Genomic DNA, 21555 nt, shown 5'->3' on the forward strand with positions numbered 1-21555 from the left:
CGCGCGGCGCCAAGTGGACCGCTCGGCTCGGCCGCATTGGCCCAAGGGCGCGCGGGCCCGGCTTCTAGCATTCGGCGAAGACCAAGCCGGGACCCGGGTTCCGGCCCTTCGCCATGACGCCACACACCCACGACCTCCGCCTCCTCTCGCCCGATCGCCAATGCCTGGCCGAGCTGCTGGCCGCCTGGCACACCGACGAGGTGGAATGCGCGCTCGGCGACTTCAGCTCGCTGGCGCGGGGCAAGCGGCTGCGCGCCGCCGACTTCATCGCCGGCCTGGGCTGCCGCATGCCCACGGTGACGCTGGGCATGGGGCTGACCGGCGGCTCGCCGATGGAGGTCTTCGGCAGCATCCTGCCCCAGGCCTACACGGACATGCAGCTGGTGCCCGACACCACCACGCTGCGCCGCCGCCCCGGCCGCCGGCGTGAAGCCACCGTGCTGTGCGAGCCCGCCGGCCAGTGGCACGCACCGCGCTACGGCCGCCTGCTGCAGGCGGCCGAGCTGTCGCCACGCGCCGCGCTGCGCCGCGTACTGCAGGCCTACGAAGCGCAAGGCCTGGCCGTCAAGGCCGCGCCCGAGATGGAGCTGTTCCTGCTACAGCGCCGGCCCGACGGTGGCCTGTCCAGCGCCGCGCCTTGGCGCGATGCACCGGTGCAGGAAAGCGCCTGCGAGCAGTACTCGCTGGAGCGCACCAGCCACTTCGACGCCTATTTCGACGAACTCTACGGCGCGGCCGACACGCTGGGCATTGCGCTGGCGGGCCACCTGCACGAGGCTGCGTTCTCGCAGTTCGAGGTCAACTTCCACCCCGGCGAGCCGCTGGCCCAGGCCGATGCGGTGTTCCGCTTCAAGCGCCTGGCGCGCGAGGTGGCGGCGCGGCACGGTTTCCTGGCCAGCTTCGCGGCCAAGCCCTTCCTCGACCAGCCCGGCACCGGCATGCACTGGCACTTCAGCGTGCAGCGGTTGGGGGCCGACTGGCCGCACCTGTTTGCGCGGCCCGATGGCCGCTCGTCGCCCGAGCTGCTGCACTTTCTGGCTGGCTTGCAGGCCGGCGGGCCGGCCGCCATGGCCTGGGCAGCGCCGCACGACATGTCCTTCGACCGGGTGCGCCACAGCGATTCGTCGCCCACCCATGCCGACTGGGGCGAAGACGACCGCCACGCTGCCTTCCGCATCCCGGCCTCGGACGCGGCCGGCCGGCGGGTGGAAAACCGCCTGCCCGGTGGCGACGCCAACCCCTACCTGGTGGTGGCCGCCACGCTGGCCCTGGGCCTGGACGGTCTGCAGGCGGGCCAGCCGGCCCGCACCGGCCGCGATGCGGCCCCGCCCCTGCCGCGCAGCCTGCCGGCCGCGCTGGATGCCCTGGCCGGCAGCGCGGCGCTGCGCCGCTGGTTCGGCGATCCGCTGATCGACCTCTTCGTTGCGCTCAAGCGGCATGAGCACCAGGAGCGCCAGGGCGTGCCAGACCCCCGCCAAGCCTGGGACCTGCGCCACCTCGTCGAGCTGGCCTGAAGACAGCGCCGCCCCCTCTTCATCCTTGCCAGGAGCCGCCCCATGTTCCGCGGAAGCACCGACTACATCGACAGCTACTACGCCGCCACCTCGCGCGACCGGCAGCGCCGCCGCCCCGCCTTGCCCGGCCCCATCGAGGCCGACGTGTGCGTGGTGGGGGCCGGCTTCTTCGGCCTGTACTGCGCACTGGAGATGGCACGTGCCGGCCGCAAGGTGGTGGTGCTGGAGGCCAGCCGCGTGGGCTGGGGTGCCTCGGGCCGCAACGGCGGGCAGCTGGTCTCGGGCTTTGCCTGCGGCATGCAGCGGCTCAAGGCCGTGATGGGCCATGAACGCGCCAAGGACATGTTCCATGAGTCGCTGCGCTCGGTGCGCAAGATCCGCGAGCTCATCCGCGACAACGCCATCGACTGCGACCTGGCCGAAGGCCATGTGGAGGTGGCGGTGCTGCCGCGCCGCGTCAAGCTGCTGACCGAAGGCATCGAAGAAGCCTCGCTCGAATGGGGCTACGACGGCTTTCGCTTCCTCCCCAAGGCCGAACTGCCACGCTATGTGGATTCGCCCCGCTTCCAGGCCGGCCTGCTGGACGACTCGGCCGCCCACATCCACCCGCTGAAGTACATCCTCGGCCTGGCCGACGTGGTCGAACGCGCGGGCGCGACGATCCACGAAAGCACCCGCGTGGCAGGCTATGAACAAGGCGCCGACGGCATCACCGTGCGCACCGAAGACGGCGCCCAGGTGCGCTGCCACCAGCTGGTGCTGGCGGCCAATGCCTATGTCGACAAGGTGGACCGCCGGCTGCAGTCGCGGGTGCTGCCGGTGGGCAGCTTCATCGGCGTCACCGAGGTGCTGGGCGAAGCCGCCTGCCGGCGCCTGATGCCGCACAACCACGCCGTCTACGACAACCAGTTCATCCTGGAATACTTCCGCACCACGCGCGACCATCGGCTGCTGTTCGGTGGCGGCTGCACCTACATGGGCGGCACGCCGGCCGACCTGCCGGCGGTGATGAAGGGCCACATCACGCGGGTGTTTCCACACCTGAACCACGTCAAGCTGGACTACGCCTGGGGTGGCCACATCGACATCACGCTGCGGCGCATGCCCGACTGGGGGCGGCGCGGGGACCGCATCTTCTGGGCGCAGGGCTTCTGCGGCCACGGCATCGTGCCCACGCGCGTGGCCGCCACGGTGGTGACCGAGGCGATGAAGGGCCAGCCCGAACGGCTGGACGCCTTCAACGGCATCGTCAACCCGCCGTTTGCCGGCGGCGAATGGCTGGGCGGCGTGCAGCAGGCCATCGGCATGAGCTGGTACCGGCTGAGGGACGTGGTATGAGCGCCGCCGCCCGGCCGCCCGAAGGCGGCGCTCTTCCCTCTCGGAGGGATCCCGCGCAGCGGGAGGGTGCACCACGAATCGTTTCATTGCAAGGCAAGGTCTGCCTGATCACCGGCGCCACCTCGGGCATCGGCCGCGCGATCGCCGAGGCCTTTGCGGCGGCGGGTGCCATGCTGGTGCTCAGCGGCCGCGACGAAGCCCGGGCCCAGGCGCTGCTGGCGGCCCTGCGCGCGCAAGGCCATGAGACGCACTTCATCGCCGGCGACCAGGCTGACCCGGCCACCGCGGGCCGCCTGGCCGAAGCGACCCTGGCGCTGCACGGCCGCATCGACGTGCTGGTCAACAACGCCGGCATGCTGACCAACGGCACCGCGCTGGAGACGACCGACGCGCAGTGGTCTCGGCTGCTGGAGGTGAACCTCAGCGCGCCCTTCCGCATGTGCCGGGCGGTGCTGCCGGCCATGATCGCGGCCCGCCGCGGCAGCATCGTCAACGTGGCGTCCGACTGGGCGCTGATGGGCGCCCGCGGCGCGCTGGTGTACTGCGTCAGCAAGGCGGCGCTGGCGCAGATGAGCCGCTGCATGGCGCTGGACCATGCCACCGATGGCGTGCGCGTCAATGCGGTGTGCCCCGGCGACACCGACACGCCGATGCTGGACCAGGCCTTCAGCACCGGCGACCGCGCCACCAAGATGCAGGCGCTGGCCAGCGGCATCCCCATGGGCCGCGTCGCCCGGCCGCAGGAGGTGGCACAGGCCGTGGTGTTCCTGGCCTCTGAAGCGGCCAGCTTCATGACGGGCGTGCTGCTGCCGGTGGACGGCGGCACCTCGGCCCAATGACACCCAGGAACACCGCGATGAACGCCAGCCTGCCTCGTATCCTGGTGCCGGCCTGCCACCAGACCGTCAAGGGTCTGCCCAGCTACACCGTGGGCGACAAGTACGTGGAGGCCGTCAGGCTGGCCGGTGGCCAGGTCTGGGTGGTGCCCGGCCTGCAGCCGCAGGACGTGGCGGACGTGCTCTCGCTGGTGGACGGCGTGCTGCTCACCGGCTCACCCTCCAACGTGCACCCCCGCCACTTCGGTCAATCGGTGCACGACGACACGCTGCCGCTGGACGAGCGGCGCGACGCCTGGGTGCTGCCGCTGGTGCGCGCGGCACTGGTTGCGGGTACGCCGCTGTTCGGCATCTGCCGCGGGCTGCAGGAAATCAACGTGGCGCTGGGCGGCAGCCTGCACCAGGCGGTGCACGAGGTGGCCGGCCTGGCCGACCACCGCCCGCCCGCCGAGGACGAAGCCGGCGGCATGTACGCGCCGGTGCATGAGGTGCTGGTGGAGCCCGGCGGCCTGCTGGCCGGGCTGCTGCAGGTGCCGCGGCTGGCCGTCAATTCGCTGCATGGCCAGGGCATCGCGGTGCCCGCGGCCGGCCTGCGCATCGAAGCCCGGGCACCCGACGGGCTGCCCGAGGCGGTGTCGGTACCCACGGCGCCGTTTGCGCTGGCGGTGCAATGGCACCCCGAGTGGCGCGCCGCCGAGAACCCCCATTCCCAACGCCTGCTGGCCGCGTTCGGCAGCGCCTGTCGCCGCCACCAGGCGCGACGCCAGCGCCTTGCCACCGAACGTGCGGCGGCAGCATCACCGCCCCCTGACCATGACCATGACCCTGGATGACTGGACCGCCCTGGCCGACCGGCTGACGCTCGACGGCCGCGCCCTGATCGACGGCCGCCGCCGCGATGCCGCCGATGGCCGCCATTTCGAGAAGCGCTCACCACGCGACGACCGGCCGCTGCCACCCGTGGCCCGCTGCGGCGCCGCCGATGTGGAGGCCGCGGTGCGCTCGGCGCGTGCCGCCTTCGACGATGGCCGCTGGCGCCGCCAGTCGCCGGCCCAGCGCAAGGCGGTGCTGCAGGCCTGGTCGCAGCAAGTGCTGCAGGCCGCCGACGAGCTGGCCCTGACCGAAAGCCTGGACATGGGCAAGCCGGTGGCCCGCGCGCTGGCGGCGGACGTGTCGCTGACCGCCCGCACCCTGGCCTGGTATGGCGAGGCGGTGGACAAGCTGTACGACGAGATCGCGCCCACGGCCGACGATGCGCTGGCGCTGGTCACCCGCGAGCCGATGGGCGTGATCGCCGCCATCGTGCCGTGGAACTACCCGCTGATGATGGCCGCCTGGAAGCTGGCACCCGCGCTGGCCGCGGGCAACAGCGTGGTGCTCAAGCCCAGCGAGCGTTCACCCTTCAGCGCGCTGCGGCTGGCCGAACTGGCGCTGGCAGCCGGCCTGCCGCCCGGCGTGCTGAACGTGCTGCCCGGCTACGGCCATGAAGCGGGCGAGGCGCTGGCCCTGCACCACGATGTCGATGGCCTGGCCTTCACAGGCTCCACCCGCATCGGCAAGCGCATGTTCGAGTACGCCGGCCAGAGCAACCTCAAGCGCGTGTACACCGAGCTGGGCGGCAAGTCCGCCGTGCTGGTGTTCGACGATGCCGATGTGGAAGCGGCCGCGACCGCAGTGGCCGGCAGCCTGTTCTACAACCAGGGCGAATCCTGCAATGCGCCCACACGGGCGCTGGTGCATCAGCGCGTGGCCGACCGCTTCACCGAGGCGCTGGTGGCGCAGGCGCTGCGCCATTCGCCTGCCGATCCGTTGGACCCCGGCGCCGGCATGGGCGCGCTGGTGGATGCCGCCCACGCTGAAGGCGTGCTGCGCGCCATCACCCAGGCAAGCGCCGAAGGGGCGCGCTGCCTCACCGGCGGCCAGCGCGTGCGGGCCGACCTCGGCGCCTGCTACGTGGCGCCCACACTGTTCGACCAGGTGGACAACCGCATGGCCGTGGCACGCGAGGAGATCTTCGGGCCGGTGGGCACAGTGATCCGCTTCGGCAGCGAAGCCGAGGCCATCGCCATCGCCAACGACAGCCCCTACGGCCTGCAGGCCGGCGTGTGGACCAGCGACGTACACCGCGCACACCGCGTGGCGCGGGCGCTGCGCGCCGGCACGGTGCACGTCAACCAATACAACGACGACGACATCACCGTGCCCTTCGGCGGCTACAAGCAGAGCGGCAACGGGCGCGACAAGAGCCTGCATGCCTTCGACAAGTACACCGAACTCAAGACCACCTGGCTGCGTATCAATGCCGCCTGAACAGGAGCCCTCCATGCAGCATGTCATCGCCCTGCCACCGCAGCCGTCGGCCGGCTTCGCGGAGTACCGCCTGGACCCCGCCCGCCGCGTGGCCGGCGATCCGCTGCAGCGGTTGTGGATCGAACATCAGGACCCGAGCGGCCGCTTCATGACGGGCACGTGGTGGAGCGAGCCTGGCGAGTGGACGGTGCGCTACACCGAGACCGAGTATTGCCGGCTGCTCGAAGGCCGCATCGAGCTGATCGACGAAGCAGGCGGCGTGGCCACGTTCAAGGCCGGTGACGAGTTCGTGGTGGCCGCGGGCTTCACCGGCCGCTGGCGCGTGGTGCACACCGCGCTCAAGCGCTTCGCGCTGTACGAGCCGGCTGCAGCGGCCTGAAGTGCGTGCGGAGTGGTCCCCGGCAGTCACGTCAAGTGGCCCAACCGGCCTGGTGGACTCCTTCCTAGCATGGGTCCGTCGCCGCACTCCCTTCGCCACACCATGAAGCCGATCCAGATCCGTGCCTTCCAGACGGCCCTTGCCGCCACCCTTGCCAGCCTGGCCGTTCAGGCACCGGCGCAGACCGAGGAGAAGGTCCTCAACATCTACAACTGGTCCGACTACATCGGCGAGGACACCATCCGCCACTTCGAGGCGCAGACCGGCATCAAGGTGCGCTACGACAACTACGACAACAACGAGATCCTGCATGCCAAGCTGGTGGCCGGCAAATCGGGCTACGACATCGTGGTGCCGTCCTCGCACTGGGCCAAGCTGCAGCTGGACGGTGGCCTGCTGGCCCGGCTGGACAAGGGCAAGCTGCCGAACCTGAAGAACGCCGACCCGGCGATGCTGGCTTCGCTGAGCAAGCTGGACGCGGGCAACCAGTACCTGACCGTCTGGCTGTGGGGCTACACCACGGTGGGCATCAACGTCGACAAGGTCAAGGCCGCGCTGGGCAGCACGCCGATGCCGGACAACGTGTGGGACCTGGTGTTCAAGCCGGAGTACATGAGCAAGCTCAAGAGCTGTGGCGTGAGCTTTCTCGATTCGCCGTCGGAGATCCTGCCGCCCACGCTGAAGTACCTGGGCCGCAACCCCTACAGCCGCCAGCCCGGCGACTACAACGCCGCCGGCGAGCTGCTCAAGTCCATCCGGCCCTACGTCACGCTGTTCAGCTCGTCGGGCTACATCAACGACCTGGCCAACGGCAGCGTGTGCGTGTCGCTGGGCTGGTCGGGTGACATCAACATTGCGCGCCGCCGTGCCATCGAAGGCAAGACCGGCCAGCACATCGAGGCCTTGATGCCCAAGGCCGGCGCCACCCTCTTCATCGACACGCTGGCCATTCCGGCCGATGCGCCGCACCCCGACAACGCGCACAAGTTCATCAACTTCGTGCTCGACCCGCAGAACGCTGCGGGTGTGACGGCCAAGGTGTTCTACCCCAACGGCGTGCCGGCATCGAAGCAGTACCTGTCGGCCGACATTGCCAGCAATCCCACCGTGTTCCTGAGCGAGTCGGACCTGCAGCGCATGACGGTGCCCGAGCCGCTGAACAACGACTTGCGCCGACTGATGACCCGGGTGTACACCTCGTTCAAGACGGGGCTGTGAGCGTGGCGGCCGTCAAGACCGACTTCCTGCGCATCGAGGACGTCGTCAAGGACTTCGGCGGCGGTGCGGTGGCCGTCAACCATGTGAGCCTGGAGATCGCCAAGGGCGAGATCTTCGCGCTGCTCGGCTCCTCCGGCTGCGGCAAGAGCACGCTGCTGCGCATGCTGGCCGGCTTCGAGACGCCGACCTCCGGCCGCATCGTGCTCGATGGCCAGGACCTGGCAGGGCTGCCGCCGTACGAGCGGCCCATCAACATGATGTTCCAGAGCTACGCGCTGTTTCCGCACCTCACGGTGTGGGACAACATCGCCTTCGGCCTGCGGCGCGACGGCATGGCGCGCGACGCCATCGCCGAACGCGTGGGCCAGATGCTCAAGCTGGTGCAGCTCGACAAGTACGCCAAGCGCAAGCCGCACCAGCTGTCGGGCGGGCAGCAGCAGCGCGTGGCGCTGGCGCGCAGCCTGGCCAAGCGGCCGCAGCTGCTGCTGCTGGACGAACCGCTGGGCGCGCTGGACAAGAAGTTGCGCGAAGAAACCCAGATCGAGCTGGTCAACATCATCGAGGAAGTGGGCGTGACCTGCGTGATGGTGACCCACGACCAGGAGGAGGCCATGACCATGGCCTCGCGCATCGCCATCATGAGCGAAGGCCGGGTGCTCCAGGTGGCGCCGCCAGCCGAGGTCTACGAGACGCCGACCAGCCGCTTCGTGGCCGACTTCATCGGCAACGTGAACCTGATGGATGGCACGCTGGCCGAGGACGAGCCGGCCCATTGCGTGATCGACTGTGGCGACCTGCGCCACCACGTCGGCCATGGCATCACCGGCAGCATCGGCATGAAGGTGGCAGTCGCCCTGCGGCCCGAGAAGATCCAGCTGGCGACCGAGCCGCCACCCCCTGGCAGCGCGCTGCCGGGCTGCAACCAGGTGCAGGGCCGCATCCGCAACCTGTCGTACTTCGGCAGCTTCACCGTCTACCACCTGGAGCTGCCGGGTGGCCGCATGCTCAAGGTCAGCCAGCACAACGCCGAGCGCCACCGCCAGCAGGCCTTGGGCTGGGGCGACGCGGCCTGGGCCCACTGGACGCCCGATGCGCAGGTAGTGCTCACGCAATGAAGTCCTGTTCCTTCAAGCGGCTGCGCCTGCGCGGCCGCAGCGTCGTCATCGCCGCACCTTACGCATGGCTGCTGGTGTTCTTCGTGCTCCCCTTCCTCATCGTGCTCAAGATCTCGGTCTCCGAGATGCAGGGCGTGGGCTTCACCGACCTGATCACGCTGAAAGACGGGCTGCTGCAGCTGAGCCTTCGGCTGGGCAACTACCCGGCCCTGCTGCAAGACGACCTGTACCTGCGCAGCTACCTGTCCAGCATCCGCTACGCGGCCATGACCACCGCGCTGTGCCTGCTGCTGGGCTACCCCTTTGCCTACTTCATGGCGCGGGCCCGCAGCACGCTGCAGCCGGCGCTGCTGATGCTGGTGATGCTGCCCTTCTGGACCAGCTTCCTGCTGCGCGTGTATGCCTGGAAGGGCCTGCTGTCCGACCAGGGCTGGGTGGCCGGGCTGCTGGGGCTGATCGGCATGGACCCGCTGCTGCTGGCCACCGGCCTGATCACCTCGCCGGGCAAGTACATGAACACGCCCTTCTCACTGGTGCTGGGCATGGTCTACACCTACCTGCCCTTCATGATCCTGCCGCTGTATGCGCACCTGTCCAGGCTGGACCTGCGGCTGCTGGAAGCCGCGGCCGACCTGGGTGCCACGCCCTGGGCCGGCTTCTGGCGGGTGACGGTGCCGCTGTCGCGGCCCGGCATCGTGGCCGGCGCCATGCTGGTGTTCATTCCCTGCATCGGTGAATTCGTCATCCCCGAGCTGCTGGGCGGCCCGCAGACGCTGATGATCGGCCGCGTGCTTTGGGACGAGTTCTTCAGCAACAACGACTGGCCGATGGCCTCCACGGTGGCCGTGGCCATGATCCTGCTCATCCTGGTGCCGCTGGCCTTGTTCAACCGCGCGCAGGCGCAGCAGGAGGCCGGTCGATGAAGGCGCTGCGTCACCCTGCCCTCGGCCGCGGCTTCGCGCGCGGCTGGCTGGGCGCCGGCTACCTGTTCCTGTACCTGCCCATCGTGGCGCTGGTGGTGTTCTCGTTCAGCGACTCGAGCATTCCCAACAGCTGGGGCGGCTTCACGCTGCGCTGGTACCGGGCACTGGCGCAGGACAACGAGATCGTGCACGGCCTGTGGCTGAGCCTGCGCATCGCCTTCTTCACCGCCTGTGGCTCGGTGCTGCTGGGCACGCTGGCGGCCTTCGCACTGGTGAAGTACAGGCGCTTTGCCGGCCGCACGCTGTTCACCGGCATGGTCAATGCGCCGCTGGTGATGCCCGAGGTGATCATCGGCCTGTCGCTGCTGCTGATGCTGGTGAGCGTGCAGAAGGCGCTCGGCGTGCCCGAGCGCGGGCTGCTGACCATCTGGCTCGGCCACCTGCTGCTGGGCATGGCCTACGCCACGGTGGTGGTGCGGGCCCGGCTGCAAGACCTGAACCCGCAGCTGGAAGAAGCGGCCATGGACCTGGGCGCCCGCCCCTGGACCGTGTTCTGTCTGGTCACGCTGCCGATGATCGCGCAGGCGCTGCTGTCGGCCTGGCTGCTCACCTTCACGCTCTCGCTCGACGACGTGGTGCTGTCCGCCTTCCTGTCCGGCCCCGGTGCCACCACGTTGCCGTTGGTCATCTTCTCGCGCGCCCGGCTGGGGCTGAACCCCAGCGTCAATGCCGTCGCCACGCTCATCGTGCTGGTGGTGGCGGTGTTCACCGTATGCGCCAGCCTGGCCATCGCCCGCGCCGAGCGGCGCCGGCAGCGCGAGATCGCCCAAGCAACCACCCCACCGAGGAGAATCCGATGAGATCTTGGCAACGCCACCCCCTGGCGCAGGCTGCGCTGCTGGCGCTCGGCAGCGCCCTGGCCGGCCCCGTGTCGGCCCAGTCGGTCGCCGACCTGGTGCAGGAGATACAGGCCTTGAAAGCCCGTGTCGCCGAGCTGGAGGCCCGCCCCCAGGCCCCTGCCGCCGCCACCACAACGACCGCGGCAAAGACCGCACAGTGGGGCATGACCCCGGAGCAGGCCGCCGAGCTCAACCGGGTGCAGCTCAAGACCGAAGCACTGGAAGATGCCCGTGAGGCGATGGGCTTCAAGGGTCTCAAGATCAGCGGCTACGTGGACCCCACCTACATCTACAACAAGGCACAGAACCGGGCGGGCTTCCAGTTCCTGAACCGGGTAGACACCAACAGCGGCGGTGACGGCTACAACTACGACAACTCGTACTTCGGCGCTGCGGTCATCGACTTCCAGAAGGAGACCGACTCGGGCACCCGCTGGCGTCTGACGCTGGCGCCCAACCGCGGCGTGGGTTCGGTCTTCGACACCAACTCACCGATCCACGAAGCCAGCGTCTCGGTGCCGCTGCCCGACTCGCAGATCCGGCTGATCGCCGGCCAGCTGCCCGACTGGTCGGGCTACGAGTTCCTGCCCGCCACGCAGAACAAGCTGATCACCCACAACCTGCTGTTCGACTTCACGCTGCCGACGGCCTATACCGGCGCCGGCGTGGAGCTGGCCGACGGCAAGTGGATCTACAAGGCCGTGCTGGCCAACATGAACACCAGCCAGCGCAGCAGCGGCAACAAGTCGCCAGTGCTGGCCTACCGGGCGGACTATGCCAAGGGCGAGTTCAGCGGCTTCGGCTTCGCGGGCGTGCACGGCACGACGGCCAACCCGCGCTATGCGGTGCAGGACGCCGACGGCCAAGCGCTGTTCCCGGACCGGGTGGGTCACGACACCCGCGTCGATCTGTTCGAGGTGGACGGCTACTTCACCCGCGGCGACTGGACGGTGCAAGGCCAAGCCAGCGTGGGCCGCCAGCGCGACGCCGCGATCGCCCTGGCCTCCGATGGCAGCTTCCAGGACGCCAAGTGGTGGGGCCTGTCGGGCCTGGTGGCCTACAAGTGGACGCCCCGCTTCGAGACCACGGCGCGGCTGGACTACCTGGCAAACCACTGGAACGGCGGTGGCCTGCTGACCTTTGCGACGGCCGACAGCCGCAACGGCATCGGCCCCGGGGTCAACGGCGATCCACAGCGCGGGGCCAACCGCAGCGCGCTGACGCTGGGCGCCAGCTACCTGTTCAACCCCAGCACCACGTTCAAGGCCGAGTATCGGTTGGACCGCGCCAGCCAGCCGGTGTTCGAGGACGTGAAGACGGGCGAGTTCAAGAAGGCGAACCACCTGCTCGGTGCTTCCGTGCTGGTGGCGTTCTGAACCCCTTCGGTCAACGTGCGGCGCTGCGCAGCACGGGCGAGATGGTGCGCACCAGCGCTTCGATGTCGGCCTCACGAACGCCTGCATAGGACAGCACCAGGCCCGAACGCGGCGGGCCGACGCAGTAAGCCGACTGCGGGATGACGGTGACACCGCGCCGGGCACACGCCGTGGCCACCGCGCGGTCGTCCACCCCCGCCGGCAGCGAGAAGCTGAGGTGTACACCACGTGCGCCGCCGGTCAGGCGCAGCGCGCTGTCGGCGCGCGACAGCTCGGGCACATGGGCATGCAGCGCCTGCACCAGCACCTCGCGCCGACGGCCAAAGGCCTCACGCAGCCGGTGCACATGCGCGGCGTAATGGCCCTCCTCCAGAAAGCGGGCCATCACGCCTTGCAGCAGCTGGTCACCGTCGCGGTCGTAGTCGGTGGCGGCGGCCGAGAACACCGGCGCCAGCGAAGCCGGCACCACCATGAAGGCCAGGCGTATGCCCGGGAACATGGTCTTGCTGAAACTGCCCAGGTACACCACATGGTCGCCACCACCGGTTTCTGCATCCAGCCCCTGCAGCGAAGGCACGGGCGCGCCGGCATAACGGAATTCGCTGTCGTAGTCGTCTTCCAGCAGCAGCATGCCGGCGGCGCGGGCGCACGCCAGCCAATGCAGGCGCCGCGCGAACGGCATCACCGCGCCGGTCGGGAACTGGTGCGAAGGTGTCAGGTAGGCCAGCCGTGCGCCCGCGGCTGCGGCGGTGGGCACCGGGGCGCCGGCCTCGTCCACATCCACCGGCCGCAGCTTCAGGCCCTGGTGCTCCAGCGCGCGCCGGGCGCCCCAGTAGCAGGGGTTCTCGACGATCACGTCGTCGTTGGGGTCGCACAGCAGCCGGCCCACCAGCGCCAGCGACTGGGCGGTGCCATCGGTCAGCACCACCTGCTCGGGCTCACAGCGCACGCCGCGGGTAGCGCGCACATGGCGGGCGATGGCCGTCCGCAGTGCCGGTGCGCCGCCGGTGGCCCCCGTGCGCAGCAGGCTGGCGTCGGGCCGGCGCAGCGCCTGCATGTGCAGTTGGTTCCACACCTGCTGCGGGAACAGCTCGTCGGTGAAGCCACCTGGGCAGAACGGACGCTCGACCCAGAACTCGTGGATGGGGTCGTTGCGGTAGCTCTGGCCGCGTCGTGACAGGCGGGGCCGAGCCACCGGACCCTCGGGCAACACGGCGGCAGATGCCTCGCACAGGCGGTCCTGCACCACGCGGCGCACATAGGTGCCCGAGCCATGGCCCGCGACCACGAAGCCTTCGGCCTCGAGCTGGGCGTAAACCGCCACCAGCGTGTTGCGCGCCACGCCCAGCTGCCCGGCCAGGGCGCGCGTGGCCGGCAACCGCTGGCCGGGCGTGAGCACGCCGGACACCACGGCGTCACGCAGGCCCTGGGCCAGTTGAAGTCGAAGGGCCAGACCGGGGTGCCGGGCTTGCTGGCCCCGCAGCCACTCTGCCAGGCTGTCTGTGGTGGGCTGTACGGTCACAAGGCAGCGGCTGGCGGGGTGGAGTCAGGCAGCGGTATACGCGGTTTTCACCGCCGTGTAGAAGTCCATCGCATGCCGCCCCTGTTCCCGCGGGCCGTGGCTGCTGGCCTTGCGGCCGCCAAAGGGCACGTGATAGTCCACGCCGGCCGTGGGCACGTTCACCATGACCATGCCGGCCTGCACATGGCGTTTGAAGTGTGCGGCATGCCTGAGCGAGGTGGTGCACAGGCCCGCCGACAGCCCGAACGGCGTGGCGTTGGCCAAGACCAGCGCCTCGTCGTAGTCGCGGGCCGGCACGATGCAGCCGACTGGCCCGAAGATCTCCTCGCAGGCGATGCGCATGTCCGGCCGCGCATCGTCGAACAGCGCGGGCGACAGGAAATAGCCCGGCGTGTCGCGCTGCAGCCGCGCCCCGCCGCACAGCAGCCGGGCGCCTTCGGCCCGGCCCAGCTGCACGTAGTCCAGGTCTTTCGTCAGCTGCCTGTCGTCCACCACCGGGCCGATCTGGGTGTCGGGCGCCAGCGCATGACCCACGCGCAGCTGTCGCAGTGCCTGGGCCAGTGCCTGCGTGAAGCGGCCACGAATGCCCGGCGTGACGATGAAGCGGCTGCTGGCGGTGCAGCGTTGCCCGGTCGAGTAATAGCTGCCCTGCAGCGCCACGTTCACGGCCACGTCCAGGTCAGCATCGTCCAGCACCACCAGCGGGTTCTTGCCGCCCATCTCGGCCTGCGCGCGGGCACCCCGCGCCGCGGCACGGGCCACCACGGCACGGCCGGTGGCCACGCTGCCGGTGAAGCTGACGGCCGCCACCCGTGGATCGTCCACCAGCACAGCACCCACCTCCGGCCCGCTACCGTTGACCAGGTTGAAGGCGCCGGCCGGCAGGCCTGACCGGTGCAGGATGTCGGCCAGCGCCCAGGCCGAGCCGGGCACCAATTCGCTGGGCTTGAAGACCACGGTGTTGCCCCAGGCCAGGGCCGGCGCAATCTTCCAGGCCGGGATGGCGACGGGGAAGTTCCACGGCGTGATCAACGCCACCACGCCCACCGGCTCACGTGTGACCTCCACGCCGACGCCGGGGCGCAGCGAGGCCAGCAGTTCGCCCCCGGGGCGCAGCGCTTCGCCGGCGTAGTAGCGGAAGATGTGGCCCGCCCGCACCACCTCACCGATGGCCTCGGGCAGTGTCTTGCCCTCTTCCCGCGCCAGCAGCCTACCCAGTTCGTCGCGGCGCGCCAGGATCTCGGTGGCCACCGCATCCAGCACGTCGGCCCGCTGCTGCGGCGTGCTGACCGACCAGGCCGTGAACGCGGCCTCGGCGGCTGCCACGGCCTCACGGGCCTGCTGCGCGCTGGCCAGCGCGTACACGCCCACGATGTCCGTGGTGTCGGACGGGTTGAGGTTCTCGGCCGCTGCAGCGCCGGTCACCCAGCGACCACCGATCAGGTTGGCATGGACTTGGGCCACGGCACGGCCCCTTCAGGCGCCGGCCGCGCGCAGTGCGTCGGCCAGGATGTCCATGCCCTCGTCCACGGTGGCGTCCTCCATGGTCAGCGCCGGCATCAGACGGATGATGTTGTTCGAGTTGCCGCAGGTCAGCACCAGCAGCCCGCGGTCGGCCGCCGCCGTCTTCACCGCGGCCGCCAGATCGGTGGCCGGCTGGTGGATGTCGCCGCCCACCGACAGCTCGAGCCCCGTCATGGCACCGATGCCGCGCACGTCGCTGATGCTGCGGTGGCGCTCGGCCAGCTGCTGCAGCGCCGAGCGCATGCGCCGGCCGATGGCCGTGGCCCGCGCCAGCAGGCCTTCCTGCTCGATCACGTCCAGCACCGCCAGCGCCGCCGCGGTGGCCAGCGGCGAGCCGGCGTAGGTGCTGCCCAGTGCACCGGGCGGAAGCGCATCGATCACGTCCGCACGGCCCACCACGCCTGAGATCGGCGTGCCGCCGCCCAGCCCTTTGGCCAGGCAGATCAGGTCGGGCGCCACGCCGGCATGCTCCACCGCGAACAGCCGCCCGGTGCGGCCGATGCCGGTCTGGATCTCGTCGGCGATCAGCAGGATGCCGTGCGCATCGCACACCCGGCGCAGTGCGGCCAGGAAGCCTTCGGGTGCCGGGATGTAGCCGCCTTCGCCCTGCACCGGTTCGACGATCAGCGCGGCGACGCGCTGCGGATCGACCTGGAACTTGAACAGCCGCTGCAGCGCATACAGCGCATCGTCCATCGAGATGCCGTGGGCCACGCTGGGGTACGGTACGTGGAACACGTCCGGCAGCATGGGGCCGAAGCCGGCCTTGTAGGGCGCGACCTTGCCGGTGAGCGCCATGCCCAGCAGCGTGCGGCCGTGGAAAGCCCCTTCGAAGGCCACGACGGCGCTGCGACCGGTGGCGTAGCGGGCCACCTTCACCGCGTTCTCCACCGCCTCGGCCCCGGTGCTCATGAAAAACGCCTTCTTGGCGCCAGGGCCCGGCGCGGCGGCACACAGCCGTTCGGCCAGCTCCACGTAGCTGTCGTAGCCGACCACCTGGAAGGACGTGTGGCAGAACCGTCCCAGCTGCGCCGCCACCGCCTGCACGATGCGCGGATGGTTGTGGCCGGTGTTGCACACCGCAATGCCGGCGATGAAGTCGATGTACCGGCGGCCCTCCACGTCCCAGAGGTGCGCGTTCTCGGCGCGGCTGGCGAACAGCGGGTGGGCAAAGCCGATGGCGCGGGCCACGCTGGCCTGGCGGCGTGCCACCCAGGCCGCATTGCCGGCCTGCAGATCAGCGGCGGTTGAAACAGCAGTCATGTCCAGGGGCCTCCTCCAGCTTGGCGCGATGGAGGGGATGCTAGGAACGCGGCTGCATCCGCGGTGAACCACTTGACCCGCGTGCTCTGGACCACTTGGGGGCGCGGGCCGATGTCGTCTGTTGAAGAAAGCGCCAGACCAGCACCGGCGCCGCCATGCCCAGCGCGACGATGAAGCCGGCCCAGACCCCTGCCGGCCCCAGACCCGCGGGATGCGCCAGCACCCAGCCCAGCGGTAGGCCCAGGGCCCAATACGCCAACAGCGACAGCCACGCCGGAAACCCCGTGTCAGAGAGGCCCCGCAACGCCCCCGTCATCGTGGACTGCACGCCGTCCATCACCTGGCTGCAGGCGAACACGAAGAACAGCGTTGCCGCCACCGCAACCACCTCTGGCTCAGGCGTGATGGCTACGGCGATCGTGCGGCCGTGCAGGCCCAGGATGGCCGCCGCCAACGCCAGCCACACGGTCGCCAGTGACAGCGCGGCCAAGGCAATCGGGCGCAGCGCCGCGTCGTTGCGTGCACCGCGTTCCTGCGCCACCCGGATGGCCACCGCGCCGGCCACCCCCAGCGGCACCATGTACAGCACGCCGCCCACAGACATGGCCACTTGATTGCCGGCGAGCGCGACGGCGCCGAAGGTACCGATCAGCAGCGTGGCCACCGCCATGGCACCGGTCTCCGCCACGTACATCAACCCGAGCGGCGCGCCTTCCCGGGCCAGCGAGGCCACCTGTTGCCTCTCAAGGCCTGCACGCACGCGCAACCGCTGCATGGAACGGGCACGCTGCCAGAACGTCCAGGCGGCCACCAGCGCTAGGCTTTCGGCGATCAACGAAGCCACGCCAGCGCCGGTGAGCCCCAGCATGGGCAGCGGCCCGACACCCCAGATCAGCGCATAGTTCAGCGGCACGTTGATACCCACCGCGAGAAAGGCGAAGCCGGTGCCGAGCCACGGCCGTCCGACGGCTTCGAAGGTGGCCTTGAACACCGACAGCAGCGCAAACGGCAGCATCAGTGCGGCGATCGATAGCCAGTAGGGGAACATGATGGCCAACACCTCGCGCGGCTGGCCCAGCCACGGCAGCAGGGGCCAGGCCGCGAGCATCACCACCACGCCCAGCGCGCCCACGATGGCGCCGAGGGCCAGACCGCTGCGCAACAGCGCCGGAATACGCCGCGCCTGCCCCGCACCGTGCGCCGCACCCACCCGCACCGACAAGGCAGACAGGAGCCCGTAGATCGCCGCAAAGACGATGACGGCAACCGCGTTGGTAACGCCGACCGCCGCCAGGGGCAAGGACCCCAGGGGCGCCAGCATCACCGAATCGGTCACGCCCAGCAGCGTCGACGCACCCAGGCCCGCCACGATGGGAATGGCCAATGCCAGGATCGAGGGGATTTCTCGCCGGATGGACGACAGCTTCGACATCTTGTGCGCTCGGCAAGGTTTGACATACGCTCCGTATGCCATTTTAGCGATTCCATACGAGGCGTATGTCAAACAGCCGAACCACCCGTGCTCAAGCTGCCCAAGCCACGACCGACCGGCTGATCGTGGTTGCTCACCGGGCCTTCGCCGAGCATGGGTTCGCGGACGTTTCGCTCGATGCCTTGGCCGCAGAGGCTGGGGTCACGCGCGGCGCGCTGCACCACCACTTCGGCAACAAGGCCGGGTTGTTCGAGGCGGTGCTGCGCCGGATCGACGCGGAGATCGGCGGCGAGATACAGGCCGTCTGGGAGGCCACGCCCGATGACTGGGAGGGCTTCCGGGCCTGCTTCCACGCCTACCTGGACGCCGTGCTCCGCCCTGACCGCAGTCGCATCCTGTTCCAGGACGCGCCGGCGGTGCTGGGCATGAAGGCGGTCGACATCCTGATGGAGTCGGGGTTTGGGGACATGCTGGCCGAATTGCAAGGCCTCATCGACCGCCGCCGCATCAGCACCCCCGATGCCGAAGCACTGGCGCATCTGTTGAATGGCGCGACGATCAATCTCGCGTTCTGGGCAGCCGAAGGCCCGAGCACCGAGCGCCGCCGCGAACGCGCCCATGCGACGCTGGCGAGCGTGCTGGACGGGCTGACACAGGCGCGCTGATGTCGCCACCCGAACCGGCTGCAGGCTCACGGCAAGGGGCGGTGCGAGGCACAAAGCAAAACGCCGACAGGACCTAGGTCATGTCGGCGTTGCTTAATTCTTGGGGTGGCTGATGGGATACAAAACGGCGACCTAAGCTGTTGATCTCATTGGGAAAAGCGCGGAGGAAAACTGACTTGTTCCCCCGTCTGTTCCCCTTGTCCGCATGGGACGTCTTGAGACCGTCAGCAACGACATTCTCGCGGTCTTGCTCGTCAATCGCAATGACGCTATCACGGCCTGGGGCCGGCCCTTCGACCATGGCGGGCAGCCCTGACCTCGCAGCAAGCTACGGCCGTTCCGGCGGTGCGCCGATAGCGCTCCGCAGGCCTGCGACCAATCGGCCGATGCCTGCGACGATGTCTTCGACCTCCGACGTTGAGACTGTGATGCGCTGTCCGACTTTGTACGTCATGTCGCCCGACTCGTTGACGTAGCGCTGGTCGACGATGCCATCGCTGTGAGCCAGCAGGTGCCGCTTCTGGAACAGTCGCCTGAGACGCTCCAGATCCGCAGCGCCAAGGATGTCTGCGTAGGTGATGCCGACCCTCGCCGCCCAAAGCTCGCTGCCTTGCGCAAGTCGCTGGAACGCATTCATCGGCGCAGGCGTCGCCGGTCCGGTCGAGGCATACAGGCCCTCGCAGCACCGCTGAAAGGCAGTCACTCCGTCCTGAAGGCATGACTCAATCAGCGATCGACACATCAGTTCGGCCTCATCGCGTCCAGCCGACGCCGCGATGGCGTCGCGCACAACGTCTACGTTGTCCTTCTTGGCTCTGATCTTGCGCAGCGAGTCGTCGAACATGCGATCCACGGAACTGTGGCCGCAGGCGGGACAGAAGTACGCCGAGCCGATGACTGCGAGTCGGCAGGTGCACTTCTCGCACTCGATCTCAAGCTCCATTGCTGCCGACGCAGCCGCTGGAACCCTGTGCGGCGTGAAGTGCGGTGCGCCACCTACCTTCATCGACATCGAGATCAGCGAGTTCCTTGGCTGCCGACCGTTGAAGGCCCTCGCATCCGCGCGCATCGCGCCGTCGATCGTCGACTGGATCACCCTGTGGGCGTGCCGCTCGGCATGTCGAACCTGGCCCTTGGTGAACCAGCTCTTGGCTGGCGCCGCGTGACCGCACATCGGACACCAGACGCCTTCGTCGCGGCAGATGTTCTTCCAGTCTTCGTCCTTGATCTTGAACTGGAACTCGCAGCTAGTCGACGGGCACTCCTTGTCGATGTAGCCCTTCTCGTCACTGTCGATGGGGACGGTGATCGAGCGGCGCTCGAGCGCGCGCAGTTCTCGCAAAAGGTTGTCGAACATAGGACCTCTACGCGGCACCAAGACAAAGAGGGGCACCGGTTCCCGGTGCCCCTCAACCTTGCGGTTACTTCTTCTTCGGCGGCTGAGGTGCCGGCGTCCGCTCCTTGACAGTCGTGTCAGGGTGCGTCTTGCCGTAGTGCTCCTTGACGTACCTGCCGGTCACAGCGCTGCGATAGCTCTCTTGGGTCTTCTTCGTCATGTCGATCACCTTTCTGTTCGATCAACATGAGCCCGATGCCTACGAGGCTCGCTAGAATCCGAGGTTCTGATCGGGGGTTCCAGCGGCCTCCCTTCCCCTGGGCTCGAACCAGTTCAGGGCGTACAAAGCCAGGTTGCCGCCTGGCTTTGTTCGTTGCAGACCCTGTGATTGTATCCAGGCCTCGCCGGGCGGTAGTGGAAACCCTTGTGGATTTCCTGTGCCCAAGTCCCCGGTGCTCGGCGCCTACCGCGTCGCTATGTCGCCCTGGTGCAACCGGGTCATCGGTCCCCCAGCGCGGACAGGTAGGCCGTGGCCACGGCAATGCAGTGCTCCAGACTCGGCCGATACCCGGTCGCGGCGATCGCCTCGAAAGTTGCCACGAATCCTGCCCCGGGTTGCCCGATCTGCTCCAGGAACCTGTCCCGGTGCCGCACGAGGAAAGGCGCGGCTGCCGCCAGCGCATCCGGCTCACGCTCGACCACCATGGCGAGGTCGAACAGATCACGCGCCGTCGCACGGTCCCCACGGTGGTACATCTTCTTGGCGATCACCTCCCCGGCCGTCTCGACGCGCACCGGCCGCCCCTGGATCTCCCACCGCTCCCACGCCGCGTCGGTGAGGTTCGGTGCGGCCACGAAGTCGATCTCGCCTTCCTCGAACTGCAGCTTGACGAACGAACCCGGCATCTCCGTGTACTCCTCGGTCAGTGATGCCGCCGTGTCGCTGAGTCGGGGCGTCACGTAGCCGAGGTACTGCGGATCCGGCACGAAGATGTCGATGTCCTTGCTGAGGCGGTGTCCGTACCTGAACATCAGGACGGTCCCGCCTCCGAAGGTCCAGAACGGGTCCGCAAGCCCCCCATGGCGCTGGATGTCGTCGACCAACTGCAGCGCTCGCTGGAACAGCACTTCCCAGGGGCCGGACGGCAGCGACCTCATCACGCGCTCATCACTCCCAAAGGCCCTGCCGGTGCACGGCCAGTGACCTGGCGAGCTTCGCGACGTTGCGCCAAACAGCCTTGGGGGCCACGCCCTCGTTCGCGGCGGCTTCCTCCACGGCCATCACCACCAGGGGCACCGGCGCCTCGTCGAGCAGGTGCGTCAGGTGGGCCGCGTAGCCCTTCGGTACGCTGCCGCTGACCAGCGCATGGCCGAGCGTGTCGGGCGGCACCTCCTGGACGTAGCTCACGCTGGCGTTCTTCGCCGCCATCCACAGGCCCCGCTTCCGAGCACGCGCTGCCTGGCTGGGCGGATCGAGGTCCAGCCCCAGCACGGCCAGCACCTGGGCGACCCGGTTGAATCCCAGATCGCTCAGGGCGCCCGCTTCCAGGCCGACCAGCGTCTGCCGCGAAAGCCCGCTCAGTTGCGCAAGCCGGGACTGCGTCAGTCCCAGCGCCTCGCGCCGCTCGCGGATGATGGTGCCCAGGTTGGAGAGGTCCACAGTTTGGCCTGAAGACTTGTCGAATATTTTGGACATTCTAGCGCCTCCGGACCGCACTCGCCAGGCGCTCGCCAGCGGCGCCGCAGGCAGCTCGCTGCCCACAGCCGTGACAAACGTGCTCGCTGTCGGGCCAATGCGGGCGATCGAGTCCATCGATCAGTCGACGGCGCCTCGCTGCAACGGCTTCGATTTGCTCCCGCGACATCAAGCGGACCACTCGTGCGGCCGGCGGCGCTGAGTGCCGG

The 21555-nt window shown here is 69.1% G+C and carries 20 protein-coding genes; 12 read left to right on the forward strand and 8 right to left on the reverse strand.

The features are described 5' to 3' along the window. Positions 1-113 precede the first annotated feature (113 nt). From MW290_RS01420 to MW290_RS01470, 11 genes are all read left to right on the forward strand, one after another. Positions 114-1514, forward strand: coding sequence for a glutamine synthetase family protein (locus MW290_RS01420; RefSeq protein WP_250195580.1), 1401 nt, complete (start codon positions 114-116; stop codon positions 1512-1514). Positions 1515-1556: 42 nt separating this feature from the next. Beyond that, positions 1557-2852: an NAD(P)/FAD-dependent oxidoreductase gene (locus tag MW290_RS01425; RefSeq protein WP_250195581.1), complete on the forward strand. Its 1296-nt coding sequence runs from the start codon at positions 1557-1559 to the stop codon at positions 2850-2852. An 86-nt stretch (positions 2853-2938) separates the two neighbouring features. Beyond that, on the forward strand, positions 2939-3691 hold the full coding sequence (locus tag MW290_RS01430) for an SDR family NAD(P)-dependent oxidoreductase (RefSeq protein WP_250195582.1): 753 nt from the start codon (positions 2939-2941) through the stop codon (positions 3689-3691). A gap of 17 nt (positions 3692-3708) precedes the next feature. Continuing rightward, on the forward strand, positions 3709-4521 hold the full coding sequence (locus MW290_RS01435; RefSeq protein WP_250195583.1) for a gamma-glutamyl-gamma-aminobutyrate hydrolase family protein: 813 nt from the start codon (positions 3709-3711) through the stop codon (positions 4519-4521). Next, positions 4502-5998 (forward strand): aldehyde dehydrogenase, encoded by a 1497-nt coding sequence (locus tag MW290_RS01440; RefSeq protein ID WP_250195584.1) that lies wholly within the window; start codon positions 4502-4504, stop codon positions 5996-5998. The genes MW290_RS01435 and MW290_RS01440 overlap by 20 nt, the downstream gene beginning before the upstream one ends. 13 nt (positions 5999-6011) lie before the next feature. Next, positions 6012-6377: a cupin domain-containing protein gene (locus MW290_RS01445; RefSeq protein ID WP_250195585.1), complete on the forward strand. Its 366-nt coding sequence runs from the start codon at positions 6012-6014 to the stop codon at positions 6375-6377. Positions 6378-6479: 102 nt separating this feature from the next. Beyond that, entirely contained in the window at positions 6480-7595 is a 1116-nt protein-coding gene (locus tag MW290_RS01450; protein ID WP_250195586.1) for a polyamine ABC transporter substrate-binding protein, read from the forward strand. Between the two features lie 2 nt (positions 7596-7597). Further along, a complete protein-coding gene (locus tag MW290_RS01455; RefSeq protein ID WP_250195587.1) occupies positions 7598-8710 on the forward strand; it encodes an ABC transporter ATP-binding protein in 1113 nt (370 codons plus the stop codon). Beyond that, positions 8707-9633, forward strand: coding sequence for an ABC transporter permease (locus tag MW290_RS01460; RefSeq protein WP_250195588.1), 927 nt, complete (start codon positions 8707-8709; stop codon positions 9631-9633). Before MW290_RS01455 ends, MW290_RS01460 begins: the two co-directional genes overlap by 4 nt. Next, positions 9630-10493, forward strand: a complete 864-nt coding sequence (locus MW290_RS01465; protein ID WP_250195589.1) for an ABC transporter permease — start codon at positions 9630-9632, stop codon at positions 10491-10493. The genes MW290_RS01460 and MW290_RS01465 overlap by 4 nt, the downstream gene beginning before the upstream one ends. Next, the gene (locus MW290_RS01470; RefSeq protein WP_250195590.1) at positions 10490-11908 is read left to right on the forward strand and encodes a DUF3138 family protein; all 1419 of its coding nucleotides are present in this window, start codon (positions 10490-10492) and stop codon (positions 11906-11908) included. The genes MW290_RS01465 and MW290_RS01470 overlap by 4 nt, the downstream gene beginning before the upstream one ends. A 10-nt stretch (positions 11909-11918) precedes the next feature. Here the strand turns inward: MW290_RS01470 and pdxR are convergent, their stop codons facing one another. The 4 genes from pdxR to MW290_RS01490 are packed head-to-tail and all read right to left on the reverse strand — an operon-like array spanning position 11919 to position 17649. Beyond that, a complete protein-coding gene (pdxR, locus tag MW290_RS01475; RefSeq protein ID WP_250195591.1) occupies positions 11919-13430 on the reverse strand; it encodes a MocR-like pyridoxine biosynthesis transcription factor PdxR in 1512 nt (503 codons plus the stop codon). A gap of 24 nt (positions 13431-13454) precedes the next feature. Next, positions 13455-14894 (reverse strand): aldehyde dehydrogenase family protein, encoded by a 1440-nt coding sequence (locus tag MW290_RS01480; protein ID WP_250195592.1) that lies wholly within the window; start codon positions 14892-14894, stop codon positions 13455-13457. Positions 14895-14906: 12 nt separating this feature from the next. Next, positions 14907-16217 (reverse strand): 4-aminobutyrate--2-oxoglutarate transaminase, encoded by a 1311-nt coding sequence (gene gabT / locus MW290_RS01485; protein ID WP_250195593.1) that lies wholly within the window; start codon positions 16215-16217, stop codon positions 14907-14909. Positions 16218-16257: 40 nt separating this feature from the next. Beyond that, positions 16258-17649: an MATE family efflux transporter gene (locus MW290_RS01490; protein ID WP_310740085.1), complete on the reverse strand. Its 1392-nt coding sequence runs from the start codon at positions 17647-17649 to the stop codon at positions 16258-16260. A gap of 65 nt (positions 17650-17714) precedes the next feature. Between MW290_RS01490 and MW290_RS01495 the strand changes: the two genes are divergently transcribed. Further along, the gene (locus MW290_RS01495; protein ID WP_250195594.1) at positions 17715-18314 is read left to right on the forward strand and encodes a TetR/AcrR family transcriptional regulator; all 600 of its coding nucleotides are present in this window, start codon (positions 17715-17717) and stop codon (positions 18312-18314) included. A gap of 328 nt (positions 18315-18642) precedes the next feature. Here the strand turns inward: MW290_RS01495 and MW290_RS01500 are convergent, their stop codons facing one another. From MW290_RS01500 to MW290_RS01510, 4 genes are all read right to left on the reverse strand, one after another. Further along, positions 18643-19671, reverse strand: a complete 1029-nt coding sequence (locus tag MW290_RS01500) for a hypothetical protein (RefSeq protein ID WP_250195595.1) — start codon at positions 19669-19671, stop codon at positions 18643-18645. A gap of 64 nt (positions 19672-19735) precedes the next feature. Continuing rightward, entirely contained in the window at positions 19736-19870 is a 135-nt protein-coding gene (locus MW290_RS32975) for a hypothetical protein (RefSeq protein WP_259373447.1), read from the reverse strand. A 278-nt stretch (positions 19871-20148) separates the two neighbouring features. Beyond that, positions 20149-20808: a nucleotidyl transferase AbiEii/AbiGii toxin family protein gene (locus tag MW290_RS01505; RefSeq protein WP_250195596.1), complete on the reverse strand. Its 660-nt coding sequence runs from the start codon at positions 20806-20808 to the stop codon at positions 20149-20151. 10 nt (positions 20809-20818) lie between these two features. Continuing rightward, positions 20819-21346: a helix-turn-helix domain-containing protein gene (locus MW290_RS01510; RefSeq protein ID WP_250195597.1), complete on the reverse strand. Its 528-nt coding sequence runs from the start codon at positions 21344-21346 to the stop codon at positions 20819-20821. Positions 21347-21555 lie beyond the last annotated feature (209 nt).

This window comes from Aquincola tertiaricarbonis (genome assembly GCF_023573145.1).
GTDB classification, from domain to species: domain Bacteria; phylum Pseudomonadota; class Gammaproteobacteria; order Burkholderiales; family Burkholderiaceae_C; genus Aquincola; species Aquincola tertiaricarbonis_B.

Excerpts from the sequence above, each read along its gene's own strand:
- MW290_RS01420 (WP_250195580.1), top strand. The coding sequence starts at position 114 with ATGACGCCACACACCCACGACCTCCGCCTCCTCTCGCCCGATCGCCAA.
- MW290_RS01425 (WP_250195581.1), top strand. The coding sequence starts at position 1,557 with ATGTTCCGCGGAAGCACCGACTACATCGACAGCTACTACGCCGCCACC.
- MW290_RS01435 (WP_250195583.1), top strand. The coding sequence starts at position 3,709 with ATGAACGCCAGCCTGCCTCGTATCCTGGTGCCGGCCTGCCACCAGACC.
- MW290_RS01440 (WP_250195584.1), top strand. The coding sequence starts at position 4,502 with ATGACCATGACCCTGGATGACTGGACCGCCCTGGCCGACCGGCTGACG.
- MW290_RS01445 (WP_250195585.1), top strand. The coding sequence starts at position 6,012 with ATGCAGCATGTCATCGCCCTGCCACCGCAGCCGTCGGCCGGCTTCGCG.
- MW290_RS01450 (WP_250195586.1), top strand. The coding sequence starts at position 6,480 with ATGAAGCCGATCCAGATCCGTGCCTTCCAGACGGCCCTTGCCGCCACC.
- MW290_RS01460 (WP_250195588.1), top strand. The coding sequence starts at position 8,707 with ATGAAGTCCTGTTCCTTCAAGCGGCTGCGCCTGCGCGGCCGCAGCGTC.
- MW290_RS01465 (WP_250195589.1), top strand. The coding sequence starts at position 9,630 with ATGAAGGCGCTGCGTCACCCTGCCCTCGGCCGCGGCTTCGCGCGCGGC.
- MW290_RS01470 (WP_250195590.1), top strand. The coding sequence starts at position 10,490 with ATGAGATCTTGGCAACGCCACCCCCTGGCGCAGGCTGCGCTGCTGGCG.
- gabT (WP_250195593.1), bottom strand. The coding sequence starts at position 16,217 with ATGACTGCTGTTTCAACCGCCGCTGATCTGCAGGCCGGCAATGCGGCC.
- MW290_RS01490 (WP_310740085.1), bottom strand. The coding sequence starts at position 17,649 with ATGTCGAAGCTGTCGTCCATCCGGCGAGAAATCCCCTCGATCCTGGCA.
- MW290_RS01495 (WP_250195594.1), top strand. The coding sequence starts at position 17,715 with ATGTCAAACAGCCGAACCACCCGTGCTCAAGCTGCCCAAGCCACGACC.
- MW290_RS01500 (WP_250195595.1), bottom strand. The coding sequence starts at position 19,671 with ATGTTCGACAACCTTTTGCGAGAACTGCGCGCGCTCGAGCGCCGCTCG.
- MW290_RS32975 (WP_259373447.1), bottom strand. The coding sequence starts at position 19,870 with ATGACGAAGAAGACCCAAGAGAGCTATCGCAGCGCTGTGACCGGCAGG.
- MW290_RS01505 (WP_250195596.1), bottom strand. The coding sequence starts at position 20,808 with ATGAGGTCGCTGCCGTCCGGCCCCTGGGAAGTGCTGTTCCAGCGAGCG.
- MW290_RS01510 (WP_250195597.1), bottom strand. The coding sequence starts at position 21,346 with ATGTCCAAAATATTCGACAAGTCTTCAGGCCAAACTGTGGACCTCTCC.